Annotated in this window: 14 protein-coding genes and 1 tRNA gene; 8 read left to right on the top strand and 7 right to left on the bottom strand. The window is 46.5% G+C overall.

Annotated features, from left to right (window positions below; genetic code table 11):
- The first annotated feature begins 582 nt into the window (after positions 1-582).
- The 6 genes from meaB (at position 583) to lpxB (ending at position 6,053) form a co-directional block, all read left to right on the top strand.
- Positions 583-1,689: a methylmalonyl Co-A mutase-associated GTPase MeaB gene (gene meaB / locus HMPREF3027_RS06220; RefSeq protein ID WP_070707689.1), complete on the top strand. Its 1,107-nt coding sequence runs from the start codon at positions 583-585 to the stop codon at positions 1,687-1,689.
- Positions 1,682-2,035 (top strand): DUF6804 family protein, encoded by a 354-nt coding sequence (locus tag HMPREF3027_RS06215; protein ID WP_021902694.1) that lies wholly within the window; start codon positions 1,682-1,684, stop codon positions 2,033-2,035. The genes meaB and HMPREF3027_RS06215 overlap by 8 nt, the downstream gene beginning before the upstream one ends.
- A 68-nt stretch (positions 2,036-2,103) precedes the next feature.
- Entirely contained in the window at positions 2,104-3,651 is a 1,548-nt protein-coding gene (locus HMPREF3027_RS06210) for a glycine--tRNA ligase (protein WP_018029129.1), read from the top strand.
- Positions 3,652-3,658: 7 nt separating this feature from the next.
- The gene (locus tag HMPREF3027_RS06205; RefSeq protein WP_070707660.1) at positions 3,659-4,168 is read left to right on the top strand and encodes an FKBP-type peptidyl-prolyl cis-trans isomerase; all 510 of its coding nucleotides are present in this window, start codon (positions 3,659-3,661) and stop codon (positions 4,166-4,168) included.
- On the top strand, positions 4,165-4,932 hold the full coding sequence (gene surE, locus HMPREF3027_RS06200) for a 5'/3'-nucleotidase SurE (RefSeq protein ID WP_070707659.1): 768 nt from the start codon (positions 4,165-4,167) through the stop codon (positions 4,930-4,932). Before HMPREF3027_RS06205 ends, surE begins: the two co-directional genes overlap by 4 nt.
- A complete protein-coding gene (gene lpxB / locus HMPREF3027_RS06195; protein WP_070707658.1) occupies positions 4,932-6,053 on the top strand; it encodes a lipid-A-disaccharide synthase in 1,122 nt (373 codons plus the stop codon). The genes surE and lpxB overlap by 1 nt, the downstream gene beginning before the upstream one ends.
- A gap of 2 nt (positions 6,054-6,055) precedes the next feature.
- Here the strand turns inward: lpxB and feoB are convergent, their stop codons facing one another.
- A complete protein-coding gene (gene feoB, locus HMPREF3027_RS06190) occupies positions 6,056-8,542 on the bottom strand; it encodes a ferrous iron transport protein B (RefSeq protein ID WP_070707657.1) in 2,487 nt (828 codons plus the stop codon).
- Between the two features lie 330 nt (positions 8,543-8,872).
- On the opposite strand from feoB, the gene greA reads away from it, so the two are divergent.
- The gene (gene greA, locus HMPREF3027_RS06185) at positions 8,873-9,343 is read left to right on the top strand and encodes a transcription elongation factor GreA (protein ID WP_018029134.1); all 471 of its coding nucleotides are present in this window, start codon (positions 8,873-8,875) and stop codon (positions 9,341-9,343) included.
- 12 nt (positions 9,344-9,355) lie between these two features.
- Complete coding sequence (locus HMPREF3027_RS06180; RefSeq protein ID WP_070707656.1) at positions 9,356-9,748, top strand: HIT family protein; 393 nt, start codon at positions 9,356-9,358, stop codon at positions 9,746-9,748.
- Between the two features lie 270 nt (positions 9,749-10,018).
- On the opposite strand, the gene HMPREF3027_RS06175 is transcribed toward HMPREF3027_RS06180, so the two are convergent.
- The 6 genes from HMPREF3027_RS06175 to HMPREF3027_RS06150 form a co-directional block, all read right to left on the bottom strand.
- Positions 10,019-10,100, bottom strand: a tRNA-Leu gene (locus HMPREF3027_RS06175).
- Positions 10,101-10,565: 465 nt separating this feature from the next.
- Entirely contained in the window at positions 10,566-10,808 is a 243-nt protein-coding gene (locus HMPREF3027_RS06170; protein WP_070707655.1) for a hypothetical protein, read from the bottom strand.
- 63 nt (positions 10,809-10,871) lie between these two features.
- Positions 10,872-12,236 (bottom strand): oxygen-independent coproporphyrinogen III oxidase, encoded by a 1,365-nt coding sequence (gene hemN, locus HMPREF3027_RS06165; RefSeq protein ID WP_070707654.1) that lies wholly within the window; start codon positions 12,234-12,236, stop codon positions 10,872-10,874.
- Positions 12,217-13,446, bottom strand: a complete 1,230-nt coding sequence (locus HMPREF3027_RS06160) for an MFS transporter (RefSeq protein WP_070707653.1) — start codon at positions 13,444-13,446, stop codon at positions 12,217-12,219. Before HMPREF3027_RS06160 ends, hemN begins: the two co-directional genes overlap by 20 nt.
- Before the next feature lie 6 nt (positions 13,447-13,452).
- Positions 13,453-15,501 (bottom strand): TonB-dependent receptor, encoded by a 2,049-nt coding sequence (locus tag HMPREF3027_RS06155; protein WP_246830549.1) that lies wholly within the window; start codon positions 15,499-15,501, stop codon positions 13,453-13,455.
- Positions 15,502-16,046: 545 nt separating this feature from the next.
- A complete protein-coding gene (locus HMPREF3027_RS06150) occupies positions 16,047-16,214 on the bottom strand; it encodes a DUF362 domain-containing protein (RefSeq protein ID WP_018028853.1) in 168 nt (55 codons plus the stop codon).
- Between the last annotated feature and the right edge of the window lie 324 nt (positions 16,215-16,538).

Here is a 16,538-nt window from a genome sequence, read left to right as displayed (position 1 = left end):
TCTTAAATAGGCACAGGTCGGAGGGGCGTTAGCCTCGAACGACCTGTGTGTAAGTAAGAGCATATTCACCACCTCCTTGACCCCGGCTGAGGGGTCAGACCTGGAGATAGGATGTCCCGACCCCTCGGCCGGGGTCGTAAGGGTATTTTACGCATCGTTACACACAGGTCTTCGGCACTGCGTGCCTTGACCTGTGCCTATTTAACACGGACCCCTCAGCCGGGGTCCCTTTTCATAGACACCCCGCTAAAATCCATACGGTAGAGACTGTTGCACGAAGGCGATCTGCTGCGTTGCTTTCGGAATTCGGTCTAGGTCACGTACGTGAGTACGCTCCCTTCGCCCTCATCCTCAGCGCCTTGCATCTCATCCTTCGTACAAGGTCTCAGCACATTTTGAATCATCCTTCGTTCAAAGTCTCAGCACATTTGCGGCAAATGTGCGAGAATGGCACTTCGTGCAACATTCTCCGGTAAGAACTTTCTAATGCGTAACCCCTATAATATCTGGGTGGAGGGGTGGTTAATCTTGTGGCTATTTGGTACCTTTGTTGTGAGTAGTAACGCAATAAATAGAAACTATATGAGCTATCAACACCCCGAAAACTCTGGTGATTACAAAGGGCTACAGGTGAATAGTGGTGTGAACCATGCCCCGATTGTCAACCCGTATTTCAAACCACGCCGTCGCCGTCTGCTCTCTACAGATGAGTATGTGGAGGGTATTTTGGCGGGCGATAGAGCAATGCTTTCACAAGCGGTGACGCTAGTGGAGAGTCGTTTGCCCGAACATCGACAAAAGGCACAGGAGGTGATCGAGCGATGCCTCCCTTATTCTGGCAAATCGGTACGCATTGGCATCACAGGCGTGCCAGGAGCTGGTAAGAGTACCTCTATTGATGCTTTTGGAATGCATGTGGTAAAAGGGGGACATAAGTTGGCAGTACTTGCCATTGACCCCTCGAGCGAGCGATCCAAGGGGAGTATCCTAGGTGATAAGACTCGTATGGAGCGGCTTTCGAAGGAGGAGGATGCCTTTATCCGCCCTAGCCCTTCGGCTGGCTCGCTAGGCGGTGTAGCCCGCAAAACTCGCGAGAGCATTATCCTCTGCGAGGCGGCTGGCTTTGATACCATCTTTGTAGAGACGGTGGGTGTAGGTCAGTCGGAGACGGCGGTGCACTCGATGGTCGACTTTTTCCTCTTGATACAGCTGGCTGGCACTGGCGATGAGCTGCAAGGGATTAAGCGTGGAATTATGGAGATGGCTGATGGCATTGTGATCAACAAGGCAGATGGCGACAATATTAAGCCAGCAGAACTGGCGGCACAGCACTTCCGCAATGCACTGCACCTCTTTCCACCAGCAGAGAGTGGTTGGACACCCGAGGTGCTCACCTACTCTGGGTTTTACGACCTACGGATCGACGAGGTGTGGAGCATGATTGATCGCTTCATAGCCTTTGTAAAGGATAATGGCTACTTCTACCGCCACCGCAATGAGCAGACAAAGTACTGGATGTACGAGAGTATCAATGAAGCCCTTAAAAATAGCTTCTACTCCAATCCTGCAATCCAAGAGGAGCTTCCTAGGGTGGAGCGTGCGATTTTGGAGGATAAAATGAGTTCGTTTGTGGGGGCTAATAAGCTACTCAATCTATTTTACGAAGGACTGAAACTAGAAGATGAATAACAAGTCACTTTACCTGGTATTTGCCTTATCGGCATTGGTGTTGCTCTTCATTGAGCGGATTCACATTCCCTTCCTTGAGAGTGTTTGCCAAGTATTCATCTGCGGTGGTGCTTTTTACTATGTATTCCGCAGCTATCGCGAGAAAAAGGCGGTGACCCTCTTGATGTGCCTCATGGCACTGGTTGGTCTGCTCTACAATCCCGTGGTGCCTATCAGAGTGGACCATGTCTACTGGATCGTGGCACATATCATCACCATGGCGCTCTTCTACTTTATTTCGCTCAAAACGCCTATTGATGATACTATTATCACCCGAAAAGAGGAGGACGAGGTACCAAAGGAGTAACTTTGGGAGGAAAATGTGTATCTTTGTAGTTGGTAAAAGAATAAGAAACAAATATTTATTAGGTGACAATGGCACAGAAAGAGATTGACAATATATTTAAGAAGATTATATCGCACTGCAAGGAGTATGGTTTTGTATTCCCCTCATCGGAGATATATGATGGTCTAGGGGCAGTATACGACTATGGTCAGAATGGTGTAGAACTCAAAAACAATCTCAAGAGGTACTGGTGGGATGCCATGACCCTACTCAATGACAATGTAGTAGGTATTGACTCGGCCATCTTTATGCACCCAACGATCTGGAAAGCCTCGGGACACGTGGATGCTTTTAACGACCCACTGATTGACAATAAGGTGTCGAAGAAGCGGTATCGTGCTGATGTGCTGATTGAGGAGCATCTAGATAAGATTGAGGCGAAGATCAATAAGGAGATTGAGAAGGCTCGCAAGCGTTTTGGCGATGCCTTTGATGAGGCTCAATACCGTGCAACGAACGCAAGGGTAATCAGATACCAAGAGGAGTATGATGGGGTGCACAGCAGGTATGTAAAGTCAATGGAGGACAACGACCTCACAGCCCTCAAGCAATTGATTGTGGATTGTGAGATTGTGGATCCTATTAGTGGCTCTAAGGAGTGGACCGATGTACGTCAGTTCAACCTAATGTTTGCCACTGAGATGGGCTCTACGTCGGAGGGTGCTATGAAGGTATATTTACGTCCGGAGACAGCTCAAGGTATCTTTGTCAACTTTCTCAATGTGCAGAAGAGTGGCCGTATGAAGGTGCCTTTTGGTATTGCACAGATTGGTAAGGCCTTCCGCAATGAGATTGTGGCTCGCCAATTTATCTTCCGTATGCGTGAGTTTGAGCAGATGGAGATGCAGTTCTTTGTAGCCCCAGGTACAGAGCTTGAGTGGTACGAGAAGTGGAAGGAGCGTCGACTACGCTGGCACAAGGCTTTAGGCTTGGGGGATAACAAGTATCGTTTCCACGATCATGAGAAGCTAGCTCACTATGCTAATGCCGCAACAGATATTGAGTTTGAGATGTCGTTTGGCTTTAAGGAGGTGGAGGGTATTCACTCACGTACCGACTTTGACCTGAAGCGTCATGAGGAGTTCTCGGGTAAGAAGATGCGCTACTTTGATCCTGAGCTTAATGAGAGCTATGTACCCTATGTAGTGGAGACCTCTATCGGGGTGGACCGACTATTCCTCAGTATTCTATTTGGTTGCTACGATGAGGAGCAGCTAGAGAATGGTGAGGTACGTGTGGTACTTCGTTTGCCAGCTGCTTTGGCGCCTAAGAAGGTAGCGGTACTACCATTGGTACGCAAGGATGGTCTTCCAGAGCTAGCACAGCAGATCGTTGACGACCTGAAGTTTCACTTCCCTTGTGATTATGATGAGAAGGACTCTATCGGAAAGCGTTACCGTAGACAGGATGCACTCGGGACTCCATTCTGCGTAACCGTGGATCACGAGAGTATCGAGGATGGCAAGGTGACGATCCGCCACCGCGACTCTATGGAGCAGGAGCGTGTGGAGATCGGTGAACTTCGCCATATCATTGAGGAGAGTGTGAGTATGCAGTCATTGCTCAAGAAAATATAAATAGATTATGAAGAGAGTACTAAACCTTCCCCTTATACAACTATGGATAGTGGTATTGGGCGCCCTACTTCTCTCGCTTTCTAGCTGCAATGTAGAGCAGCCAATGGAGGAGAGTAACTACAAGAAGGAGAATGATGCTTTCATAGAGAAGGCGGTGGAAAAGGGGTATACGGAGAGTAACTTCCTCAATACAAATTACCATATCTACTACAAGGTTCTTGAAGGCTCGAAGGAGCAGAATCCTAGCTATCCATATCAGGAGAGTACGGTGAAGATGGAGCTGAGTGGTCGCTTTATTTCAGGTGAGATATTTCAGGAGAAGGGGGAGATTACTAGCCCTGTCAACAAACTAGTACTTGGGGTGCAGTATGCCCTACAGATGATGAATGTAGGGGATCATTGGGAGGTGGTAGTGCCTTACCAGCTAGGCTATGGTGCCTATACCCAATACAATAAGATTCCTGGCTACTCTACGCTGATTTTTGATATCAAACTACTAGAGATACCAGTACAATGATTAGCAAAAGGCCTCTGATACTGGTGAGTAATGACGACGGGGTATTTGCCAAGGGGCTTGAGGAGCTCTATACCGCGTTGAGAGACCTCGGGGATATCGTGGTGGTGGCACCCGATGGTCCTCGGAGTGGTACCTCTAGCGCCATCACCTCCTCGATACCAATCCACTTCAATATGGTGGAGACGGAGCCAGGTCTGACGATTTACAGCTGCAGTGGCACGCCAGCTGACTGTGTGAAGCTCGCCTTGAATGAGATCCTCCCCACCCTCCCCGATCTAGTGGTAGCGGGCATCAATCATGGTGGAAATGAGGGTATTGCCGTGAACTACTCTGGTACCCTAGGTGCGGCGATTGAGGGAACTATTTTCAACATTCCCTCCTTTGCTATCTCGCTTTTACAAGGAGATCAGGAGAGTGATTACTTGGACTGTTGTCGCTTTGCCCGCACGATTGCTCGTAAGATATTGAAGGAGGGGATCCCGAAGGGGGTCTACCTCAATGTGAATGTCCCCAATGTGCCTGAGGTGAGGGGGCTAAAGGTTTGCAGCCAAGCCGATGGTAAGTATGTCAATGAATATGTCTGCCAAACCACTCCGACAGGTAGAGATGTCTACTGGCTGTCGGGAAGTATTAAACTGGCGGAGCCGATCAATCAAAACTGGGATATCCAGCTCCTGAAGAAGGGGTATGCCACGATCGTTCCTTGCAATATTGATGTGACGGACTACGAATTTATCCAACAAATAAAGCACTGGGACGAGTAATGAACTACTTTCTGGTCGCAGGTGAGGCTAGTGGAGACCTCCACACATCAAGATTAATGAAAGAGCTGAGGAGTCTAGACCCCTCAGCCTCTTTTACTTTTATGGGAGGCCCACGTATGAGAGAGGTGGGTGGTGAGTGTGTGATCGCTTCGGAGCACCTCGCCTTTATGGGCTTTGTGGATGTAGCAAAGAATATCGGCACCATCCGCGAGGCGGGGAAGGCACTCCAAACGGCACTGATCAACACCCGTCCAGATGTGGTTATCTGCACCGACTATGCCAGTTTCTGCTTTCAGTATGTATTGCCCTTTGTACGCAAACAGCTTCCACAGACAAAAATCGTCTATTTCATCCCTCCAAAGGTATGGGCGTGGAAGAAGGGACGAATCAAGAGACTTCGTACAGATACAGACCTTATTCTCTCCATTTTTCCCTTTGAGATACCTTTCTTCCAGCAACAGCAGTTGGACCAGGTAAAGTATATTGGCAATCCTACCTTAGAGCAAGTTCAGCAGTTTTTGAGCAGTTACGAAGCCACTGACTGCCCTCCTTACGTTGCTCTATTGCCAGGTAGTCGACGCTCGGAGGTGAATCAGAACCTACCAACGATGCTACAGGTAGCTAACTCTTTTCCCGACCTTCATATCAAGATAGCTGGCACGAGTAGCTTGCCTAGAGAGGTCTATGCACCCCTTCTAGAGGGAGTGAAGGAGGTGGAGCTGGTCTTTGACGATACCTATCGGGTAGTGAAAGGGGCAAGGGTTGCTCTGGTCACAAGTGGCACTGCCACGCTTGAGACAGCACTTCTTGGCACGCCTCAGGTGGTTTGCTATGCCCAAAGGGCGGGTTACCTAGCCAATTTTATCTTTAAGCATCTATTTACAACCCCCTATATTTCACTCGTAAATCTTGTGGCCGATGAGCCTGTGGTGCAGGAGCTATTTGGCGGTTTATTTAAGGAGGATAAGATCTGGAATGCCCTTGCCCCATTGACTATGGAGGGTGAGAAGCGAAGCAAGATGCTGGAGCAGTACCAGGAGATAAAAGAAAAGCTTCAGACAGCTCAACCATCATCGAGGTTGGCTGCTGAAGCCATTCTAGAATTGGCAAGAGCTCGCTAAACTTATATGATCAAATGTCCCACTACTGATACCAGTAGTGCCAATACCCACCCCACAGAGATGGAGTAGAGAGTACTATAGAGGGCATATCTCCATCGCCCACTCTCCCGACCAATGGCTACTACCGTGCTGATACAAGGGATATAGACCAGCACAAATATCATAAACGAAAGGGCTATCACAGGGTCTAAGACTTTGGACCCATCGGGGTAAGTGGCATTCTGTAGTTTACTCGAAAGGAGTGCCTCATTATCGCCATCACCAGTAAATAGTACGCCCATGGTACTCACTACGATCTCCTTTGCAGCCACACCTGTGAGGAGCGAAACGCTCATTCTCCAATCGTACCCATGCCACTTAAAGACAGGCTGGATGGCGTGTCCTAAGCGACCAATGAGTGAGTACTCTTGCTGTACCATGGTGAGCTGATGGTCACGATCCATCGCCTCGAAATCGGTCTGCTCTTGTGCCCTAACCTTCTCAATATGTTGGGCAATAAGAGCATCTTGCTGCGGCTCCTCTAGTTTATGAACATTGGGGAAGTAGCTCAACGCCCAAATAGCGATAGAGGCGACTAGAATCACGGTTCCCATCTTCTGCAGGTATTGCTTTGCCCGCTCCCACATATGCAGTAATACACTTTTGAGCGTAGGAATACGGTAAGGCGGTAGCTCCATCACAAAGGGGGTCTCTTTAGCAGTATTGAAGCGTCGCTTAAATATCAATGCACTCAGCACCGCCACCAAGATACCAGAGAAGTATAGCACGAAGAGCACCAAACCTGCATTGTGGGGGAAGAAAGCCCCAGCAAGTAATAGGTAGACTGGCAGCTTGGCACTACAACTCATAAAGGGGATAATCAGCATCGTCACGAGACGATTATTACGATTCTCTATGGTACGTGTAGCCATCACCGCAGGAACGTTACAGCCAAAACCCATCACAAGCGGGATAAAGGACTTTCCATGCAATCCTATCAGGTGCATCAGCCGGTCCATAATAAAGGCGGCCCTAGCCATATAGCCGGTATCCTCGATAATGGCAAGGCATAGATACAGAATCACGATATTAGGCAGGAAGACGAGCACACCCCCTACTCCAGCAATTACACCATCTACTAATAGGTCCTTGAGCATCCCCTCTGGCATCAGCTCGCCAATCCATTGGCCTAACCACGCCACTCCCGACTCTATCCAATTCATTGGATATTCGCCGAGTATAAAGGTGAGCTGGAACATCAAGAATATAACCGCAATAAAGATGGGGAAGCCCCAAATCTTGTGAGTTAATATATGGTCGATCTTACGATTACGCTCGGTGATAGAGTCGTAATTGGTACGGTAAGTCTCTTGCAAGGCACCGCGTACAAAGCCGTAACGACCATTGGTGATATCGTGCTGGATATCATTATCGGTATGCTTGGCGTACCTCTCATTCAGCTCTGCCACCTGGTGTAGCAAGGCTACACCTCTATCGGGTAGCATGGCAACTACCTCTTGCATCGCCTCATCCTCCTCCAGCAACTTAATAGCCATATAGCGTGGCCTCAACTCTTGTACCACTTGGGGGAACTGCTGCCAATGCTCTCTAAGTGACTCGCTCAGCTCTGCAATTGCTGTCTCCACCTCTTGGCGATAACGAATATCTACCACTCGAAGCTCCTGAGAACGGTTGTTATAGATCGTAGCTACATGCTCAAAGAGGTTCTTTATACCACGCCCCGTTCGGCCATTGGTAGGACAGAGAGGTACTCCAATCAGGCGAGTCAACTGCTCGGTATCTAACTCACTACTAGAGGCTTCCAACTCATCCCACATATTGAGTGCCACCACTACTGGGATACTGGTCTCAAGTAGCTGGGCGGTCATATAGAGGTGGCGCTCCAAGTTGGTCGAGTCCACCACGTTGACCACCACATCTGGTCGCTCATCGCCCATCAAGTACTGGCTAATGTACTTCTCTTCTGGACTATACGAGCTGATAGAGTAAGCCCCTGGCAGGTCGATCAGATCAAAGGTATAACCTCCCTGTCGGTATGTAGCCGTCTTAGCCTCTACCGTCACGCCACTATAGTTGCCCACATGCTCGTGAGCTCCACTCGCCGCATTGAAGAGGGAGGTCTTACCGCAATTTGGATTGCCCACAAAGGCGACCCGAATTCGTTGCTCTGGACGTTGTTTTTCATTGGAATTGTGACGTCCCTTAGATAGATAAAACGAAGAAGTGGCACCTTCGCCTTGCTTCCGCCTATGGGCCGCGGTAGTATGAAGTGGGTCCACTTCAATCAGCTTGGCCTCACTCCGTCGGAGCGTCACATCATAATTGAGAATACGATACTCTACAGGGTCCTTTAGCGGGGCATTTTTTACCACCAAAATCTCCTCGCCTGGTATAAACCCCATCTCCATCAACCGCTTTCGAAACGCCTTATCGGTATGATGTTTTAGAATAATTGCCCTCTCACCCGTATGTAGTTCAGATAGTCTCATTGATCAGTATTTAATTAGATACAAAAGTAACCTCTTTATCAGAGAACCTCAATACCTAATTGTAGGTATTTTTGCACTACATGTATACCTACGTGCCGAAACAGAAAATGGGAATTTAAGAGTAAATATTTGGCACAGTCCTCAAAAGAGGTTACCTTTGTAGCAGTTAACTAATTGAGAGAACGTAGTAATATAAGATTAGAGAGAAGAGATTACTTTAACCCTTGATAGGGTCTTTGTAGTAGCGATTCCATGTTAGGCGGACGAGAGTGCCCCTTGCTTGGAGTTGTTGTTTTTTACCATTAGAGGGACTAAGAAATAGAGATACTTATGGATTACATCTATATGACTGAGGAGGGATACCAAAACCTCCTTGAAGAGATCAGAAAGCTAGAGGAGATAGAACGACCAGAGGTGATACAGGCTATTGCCGAAGCACGCGACAAGGGTGACCTCTCTGAAAATGCAGAGTATTCTGCCGCTAAGGAGAAACAAGCACTTCTAGAAGATAGGATTGCACAGCTGAGAATGCAGCTACAGAATATCCGTATCATTGACACTAAAAAGATAGGCACGGAGACGGTACAGATGCTCAACACCGTAACCATTCGCAATATGAGCAATAATCAGGTGAAGACCTACACCATTGTCTCCGACACCGAAAGCGATATCCGCAAAGGAAAGATGGCTATCTCCACCCCGATAGCTAAGGGATTGATCGGCAAAAAGGTGGGAGATGTGGTAGAGATACAAGTGCCCGCAGGTATTGTGACGTTTAAGATTGAAGAGATTACCATATAAGCTAATTGATCTATGGCAACGATATTCACGAAAATCATACAAGGAGAGATTCCTGGCTACATTGTAGCGGAGGACGAGCGCTTCTGTGCCTTCCTAGACGCCTTCCCTGTACAATACGGACACACTCTAGTGGTGCCAAAGCGAGAGGAGAATTACCTCTTTGACCTAGAGGATGCAGAGCTATCGGAAATGATACTCTTTGCAAAGAAGGTGGCGGCTGCGATTAAGAAGGCAACTAGCTGCAATCGCGTCGGGATGGCAGTAATGGGGCTGGAGGTGCCTCACGCACACATACACTTGATTCCAATACAGAAGGAGAAGGATATGGACTTCAATCACAAAGTACCTAACCCCGATCCCGAAAAGATGAAGGAGATGGCCGTAGCAATCCAATCCAACCTATAAAGCCACCCTAAGGACTAAAACAAAATATGAGCTGAGAATGGCATATAGCCCACTCTCAGCTCATCTTTTATCTCTCAAACCCATCTTAGCACATCCACAATAGCACATTAAAGATAACATCGTAACCTAAATGTTTATAGGCAAAACCAGATAGTTCAATAGCACCTCGTTAATAAGAAGGCATAAAAAGAGCTCTGGGATGAAACATCTCAGAGCAACCAAAACCAAAAACTTACAATCTACTAAAACGTAAAAACAACACGTATAGTGTGCGGCTGAAGGGACTCGAACCCCCACGGATTGCTCCACTAGATCCTAAGTCTAGCGCGGCTACCAATTACGCCACAGCCGCAAAAAAGTCTAACTCTCAAAGAAAGTATCCTTTTGATTTTGCTCTGCAAAGGTAGCAATAAATTTTTAATCCACCAAATATCCACCAATATTTTTTGACCTGTAGGTTCAAATTACTTTTACGGATGGAGGTTCAATGCAAGCTATTACAAGTTTATCGTCGCTATTGAGGAGTACCTTCGTCGTTCATATCTCATCAATCACATGCAATAGATATCATCATTTATCTCGCCAATAATAATCTTAAAGTGAATCACACTCATCCTTTCTCACTGCCAAATTCAATGTTTCAAGTACACGAAACTTCTTAATACTAGGTTTTCATCTTTACATCCATAGCGTCGTATGTGATTAGGTTCGTCTTGAGACTGTTGCACAAAAAAAATCCTCATTTGAGACTTTTTTGTAACAAGGCTCTAAATCAGCGATAGCAATACTCTGTGTTAATCTTGATGATTACAAACGACTACTTTCTTTTGAAAGATTCGTCTCTTATCTTAATATTGAAGTTCTCTTCGGCAACATTTATCAGTTCTTCCAACGCTTCAGTCCAAACAGTCTGCCTAAAGAGCTGCTCCTCCAGCTCTCGCTTCCTCTTCATCAATTCAGCTATGGTCTTCTCATTATCTTCACCTCTGCTCTGCTTACTCAAACGGTCCTTGCCACGTTGTGGGTGCCCACCTTGTTGTCTCTTTTTCTTTGCTTTCATCTCCACATCACTTTTTTCAAATCCATAAAAACGCTATTAAGCCGACTTTAATAGGGTGGTGCCTTAGACTGGTTTGGAGTAGATCTTACCACCTTCACTCTGGAGAGGGTCAAGACGAGAAGCGACATAACGAAGAAGCGGGGAGCCTGGAGTCGCCATACGCACTTCATCATCAGAGAGTAAAATCAAGCCATCTAGTGCCATCGCCTCCATCTCTTTTTCATTAAAAGCAGTTGCCCCCTTCACCTCTTCTGGAGTTAGTTGAAGTCTTTGGGCAAGGTCGCTCCACGAGATGCGCTCATTGCACATAAAGGTGGTGATCACCTCTCGAATAATTCTTTGTTCCCTAGTAAGCAGCAGACCACGATCAATAGGTAGGTGACCCGACTTGATGGTCTTAAGGTAAGTAGGAATATCCTTGGTATTCTGCACATATCCCGAAGTAAGCTGTGAGATAGCCGACACTCCAAAAGCATAGACCTGCCCTGTGGTACGACGTGTGCAGTACCCCTGGAAATTGCGGTGTAGTGTTCGTTCCACCGCCGCTTGATGAAGCTCATCCGAAGGAAGGACAAAGTGATCCAATCCTATCTGTAGATAGCCACTATCTAGGAGCAGTTTCCTAGCACGCTGATACATCTCTTCCTTGACCTCCGAAGAGGGTAATCCCCTCTGCTCTAAGATCTTTTGGGCAGGGAACATTGATGGGACGTGTGCATACGAAAAGGTGACTAGCCGACTAGGGTGCAAAGCAATGGCTCGCTTGATAGTCTCCTCAAAACTCTCCACCGTCTGCAGTGGCAAGCCATAGATAAAATCCAGATTAAGGGGCACTCCATAGCCCGACATAATCCTTTGCACCTCCTCTATCGGGAGGAGGGGTGGCATGCGATGAACCACCTTAAGTACTTCAGGATTAAAGTCCTGCACCCCCAAGCTCACCCTTGTAAAGCCAAGAGAAAGCAACGCCTCATACCCCTCACGTGTCAAGTGACTAGGGTGGCACTCAATAGCAATCTCTGGCTTTTCAATCACCGCAAAGCGAGAGATCAATCTATCCATCACCTTACCCAAAAGTCTTGGATCCGCAAGGCTCGGGCTTCCTCCGCCAAAGTGTATCTGTGCAATATTACGAGAGCTATCAATTCGCTCAATCACCCTATCTATCTCACTCAGCACCGCCTCAAAGTAGACATCGTCATCCTCCTCCTTACATCTCAGGTAAGAATTACAGCCACAATAAAAACACTTCTGTTCACAGTAAGGAAAGTGGATATAAAAAGAGAGAAGCGACGGCACCTCATCATTAGACTGCTCCACAGCCTCCAAGAAATCTCGCTCTCCGACACCAGCATGAAAGAAATTGGCAGGGGGATAACTAGTATACCTCGGAACAGGACGATTGTACTTATCTAATAGCGGATTCATCTATTACTTTCTTTGGATTGTAAAACCATATATATAGCGTTGTGAGTAGCCCCATTACTAGTGAAAGGGTAAATAGACCTTGGTACCCAGTCACATCGGCCACACGGGCAAAGGAGATAGAGAAGAGCATAGAGCTCAAGTGAGTCACCACGATTTGGAGGGTAAAATCGGTTCCCTCCCTACCCGATCGCACCAAGTCCATACTAGTAGTATAGACCAAAGTGGAAGCCATCCCATAGGTAAGCCATACCGACCCAATAGCCACAAATATAAAGGGGGTATGCTGTCCAAGGAGACCTCCATTATAGGTGATTAAAAAGAGCGTAGAGGTACCTACAATCAGTAGCGACACAAGTCGCCTCATCCACTTTCGACCCAGATACTTTACCCCGAGACCCGATAAAAAAGAGCCTAGAATACCCATAGCGGTACCACAGATACCCACGATAAAACCAATCTCCTTCATCTCATATCCAAAGTCCACCATCATAGGGCGAAGGTTGGAAAGCAGACCGATGATACCAGTGTAAAAAAGGAGTAGAAAAATGACATGCTTGTAGATCCCCTTCTGCGTGAAGAAGGTGAGCATATCCTTAGGTCGTGCTATAGGACGCTCCTTTTCGGCTGTTGGTTGAAGCTCAATTCCCTTATTCTGCAAAAGTGGGATCAGGGCAACTAAAACAAAGAGCGACACCCAAGGCAACATATGGTGCCACCCCAGTTTGTGAAAGAGCACCAATAGCACCCCACTACCCACCATACTACCGGCAAAGGAGCCCATCGACTGCATGCTATTAATCAATCCACGATCACTAGGGAGAAAAGAGCGAGCCGCCAGCGCATCGGTAGCAATATCTTGAGTCGCCGACATCAGGAAAGCAATAAAAATCAACCCTATGACCAAGATTGGAGTAGTATCCAATTTAAGAAGTGCCACTACTAAAATAATCAAAGCATAGAGTATCTCCGAGACCACAATCCACCGCTTATAGTCCAGCACCTCCTTAGTATGCCGATCCACCAATGGCGACCAAAGGAATTTAATAATCCACGGAATCTTAATCAGCTTAATGAGCGCAATAGCGGTGAGCGAATAAGCTCCTTGCCGCATAAGTATTGGTAATACTGCGGCAAAGAAGCTCATCGGCACCGATTGCGCAATGTAGAGCGAAAAGAAGGTGAATAGGTTGTAAGACTTTTGTCGCCCCATTTAGCCTTAGAAGTTGAGTTCTACAGTCACCCCAGCTTTAAGAGGTGCACCTGGCTTACCCATATTCCTTCCACTTTGGGTGTAGAAGTAGCCTAAGTAGTAGCTATTCAATAGGTTGGTACCCCAAAGTGTACAAGTAAATCCATCACGCTTAAAAGATAGAGACGCATCTAGGAGCTGGTAGAAGTCCTGCTTTACCTTATTATCCTCATGCCAATACATATCACCGATACCTCTATAACCGAGGTGGATAGTAGCACTATCTAGCAACTGACCCTTGAAAGGAATCCGATATTGCGTATTCACTGCCAATGTATGCTCTGGCACAAAGGGGAGATATTTACCCCCAAAGTCAATCCCCTTATCCGTTACATAGTCAGTAAACTTCGCATTAGTAAAACCGTATGAAGCCGAGAGCCCCCATTGCTTAGTCAGCTGAGCATCCAGTGCAGCCTCTAGACCGATACTTCTAGAAGCACCTGCGTTATAGGTAACCTGGCCTGTTACAGGAATTATTTTACTCAGTTGTTTATCTCGCGTTGTCACCGCAAAGGCCACCAACTCTGTCGTCAATCTACCAGGAATGATCTCACCCTTAGCACCGACCTCATAATTCCAGCTATGCTCGGCATCGTAAGAGCGATTTTCAGTACCCACATAGACAGTATTGAAGCCTCCCGTCACATACCCCTTAGTTACAGTAGCATAGACCTGAAAGTCTGGCACTATAAAGTACTGAAAAGAGACCTTAGGACTTACTTGGACGAAAGGAAGAGAATTATCACTCTCCGACTTCTTGCCATTTTTATCCTCCGAATACGCTAGTCGGCTTTTCTCGTAATCAACACGGACACCCGCTTCTATCTTAAACTCCTCCGAAAGAGAGAACTTACTCTGGTGATAAAGTGCTGCGCCCCAAGTAAATTGATCATTCAAACGCTTGATGAGCACCGACTTAGGCTTATTTATCGTCACATCCACATCCCTATTGATCTGCTGTTCAAATGCAAAAAGGCCAAAGCTCCAATTGTACCAACCCTCATTTTTACCAATCATAGAGAGCTCCTGTGAGAAGAGACGCTGCTTCTCCTTTTGTAAAGCATAGTAAAGGTCTTTAGGAGAACCATCTTGATCCACATCATAGCTTGCATTCACGATATGCGAAGAGAGCTGCCCTTTGAGCAAAAATTGATCACTGTGGTAGGACGCAGAAAGGCCACCATCGTAGATCAGGCGAGTATACTCACTAGGGTGATCCAAACTAATCGTAGGCACCTTCATCGTCTCCATATCTACAGTACCATAGGTAAAGGCACCCTGCTTTACATAGTCTACGCTCTGAGTGAGCCTATAGAGTGTATTCTCATTAGGAGAGTACTCCAGCTTGGCATTCACTCCGCCCTTATCGGCTTTATCGGCACTTGAGTCATCAAAACTATTTACGAGATACCCCCCTAGATGCTGATAGTTACCTGCAATAGAGTAAGCCCAGTGCGTACCCACCCGAGCTAGTCGAGACGCATCTACACGCACTTCATTGAAACGACCGTAGCCCACTCTAACTTTATTCCCTTGGTACTTAAATGGTGAACGAGTCTGCATCAAGATCACTCCGCCAATGGCATTTCTACCAAAGGTAGTGCCTTGTGGTCCTCTAAGAAACTCTAGCTGCTCTACGTCGTTTAAGGAAAGATCAAATGTCGACTTCTCAAAGTGAGGAATACCATCCACATACATCACCCCCGCGGGTTGTAGCTTCGAGCCAATACCACGCACCAATACCGAAGAGGTATGAGGAGTATCACGATCAATCATAATGAAGTTGGGCACCATTCCAAGCACCTCCTTCACACTATTGACATTCCGAACCTGTAGTTGCTCAACTCCCAACGAGGTAGAGCTAATCGGTTCAACGCGAAGCTTAGACTGCTCCTTAATCCCCATTACCACTACATCCTCTAGTGAATATTGCATCCACACTGAGTCCAAAGGAGTAGGTCCTAGGTTAACTGGTTCATTGGCATAAGTAGTTAAGGCTAGTGCGCTTATAGTCACTGCTAACAGAGAAGATCGCCCTCTCCATAGTTTAGAGCTTATACGTTTCATTTTGATTCAATAGTAAGTATAGATTCACTTTATGACTTATAATTCTTCTTAGAATAGTTAAACTTTCGCAAAGATACCTCTTTTTACGCAAGTTACACGAGATTATTCGCAAAATAGGTTCCAAAACATACATATTGAGAATGTTTGCACGAAGTGCCATTCTCGCACATTTGAAGCAAATGTGCTGATACTTTGCACGAAGGATGAGATGCAAGGCAACCGTTAGGGTGCCAAGGTACCTAAATAGGCACTGAGGATAAGACCGAAGGGAGCGTACTCACGTACGTGACCGTTGGCGAATTCCTAAAGCAACATTATGTACCTTGGCATCCTTACGGAAGCCTAGGCGCAGCAGATCGCCTTCGTGCAACTGTCTCATATTGTGAAGGAGTAGATACTTAATCTGGTACCAGCTAACCACTAAAAACAAAAAAATGCGCGATGGTAGACTTTTGCTACCACCGCACATCTGTTTTGCAAGTTATTCGTCCTTATTACTGAGCAATAATTGAGTCAGTAGGACAAGCCTCTGCACAATTACCACAATCAATACAAGTATCGGCATCAATAGAGTAGATATCACCCTCAGAAATTGCCCCTACAGGACACTCGTCAATACAACTTCCACAAGCGATGCATGAGTCTTGAATAAAATGTGCCATAATAAAAATGATTGTTTCTTAATGATTAGTTAATTATTCGCCACAGCAAAGATACCAATAAATAGGTATTCACACATAGTTTTCAAGCAGAAAATACAGTTTTCCCTCATACTTTATGGGTAGAGCCCCTATTTTATAGCCCTCAGTTACCCATATAAATCTGATCTATATATACGGTGTATATGAGTATTGACAGAAAAATCATCAATTACCATTCGACCCCTTGTCTATTGAACCACATTATTTATAGGACAAAGATGCCATCTCTTGCCCTCCATAAAACCCCTATACTAGTAGGGTAAAAGTTGAGATGCAACTAAGCAA

The sequence above is a fragment of the Porphyromonas sp. HMSC077F02 genome, from assembly GCF_001815465.1.
GTDB lineage: Bacteria > Bacteroidota > Bacteroidia > Bacteroidales > Porphyromonadaceae > Porphyromonas_A > Porphyromonas_A somerae.
Note: the sequence above shows the minus strand (reverse complement) of the source record. Positions and strands in the feature narration are given on the sequence as shown.

Coding starts and splice junctions, on each gene's coding strand:
- HMPREF3027_RS06170 (WP_070707655.1), bottom strand. CDS start 10,808: ATGAAAGCAAAGAAAAAGAGACAACAAGGTGGGCACCCACAACGTGGC.
- HMPREF3027_RS06150 (WP_018028853.1), bottom strand. CDS start 16,214: ATGGCACATTTTATTCAAGACTCATGCATCGCTTGTGGAAGTTGTATT.
- HMPREF3027_RS06215 (WP_021902694.1), top strand. CDS start 1,682: ATGAATAACAAGTCACTTTACCTGGTATTTGCCTTATCGGCATTGGTG.
- HMPREF3027_RS06210 (WP_018029129.1), top strand. CDS start 2,104: ATGGCACAGAAAGAGATTGACAATATATTTAAGAAGATTATATCGCAC.
- meaB (WP_070707689.1), top strand. CDS start 583: ATGAGCTATCAACACCCCGAAAACTCTGGTGATTACAAAGGGCTACAG.
- surE (WP_070707659.1), top strand. CDS start 4,165: ATGATTAGCAAAAGGCCTCTGATACTGGTGAGTAATGACGACGGGGTA.
- greA (WP_018029134.1), top strand. CDS start 8,873: ATGGATTACATCTATATGACTGAGGAGGGATACCAAAACCTCCTTGAA.
- HMPREF3027_RS06160 (WP_070707653.1), bottom strand. CDS start 13,446: ATGGGGCGACAAAAGTCTTACAACCTATTCACCTTCTTTTCGCTCTAC.
- hemN (WP_070707654.1), bottom strand. CDS start 12,236: ATGAATCCGCTATTAGATAAGTACAATCGTCCTGTTCCGAGGTATACT.
- feoB (WP_070707657.1), bottom strand. CDS start 8,542: ATGAGACTATCTGAACTACATACGGGTGAGAGGGCAATTATTCTAAAA.
- HMPREF3027_RS06180 (WP_070707656.1), top strand. CDS start 9,356: ATGGCAACGATATTCACGAAAATCATACAAGGAGAGATTCCTGGCTAC.
- lpxB (WP_070707658.1), top strand. CDS start 4,932: ATGAACTACTTTCTGGTCGCAGGTGAGGCTAGTGGAGACCTCCACACA.
- HMPREF3027_RS06205 (WP_070707660.1), top strand. CDS start 3,659: ATGAAGAGAGTACTAAACCTTCCCCTTATACAACTATGGATAGTGGTA.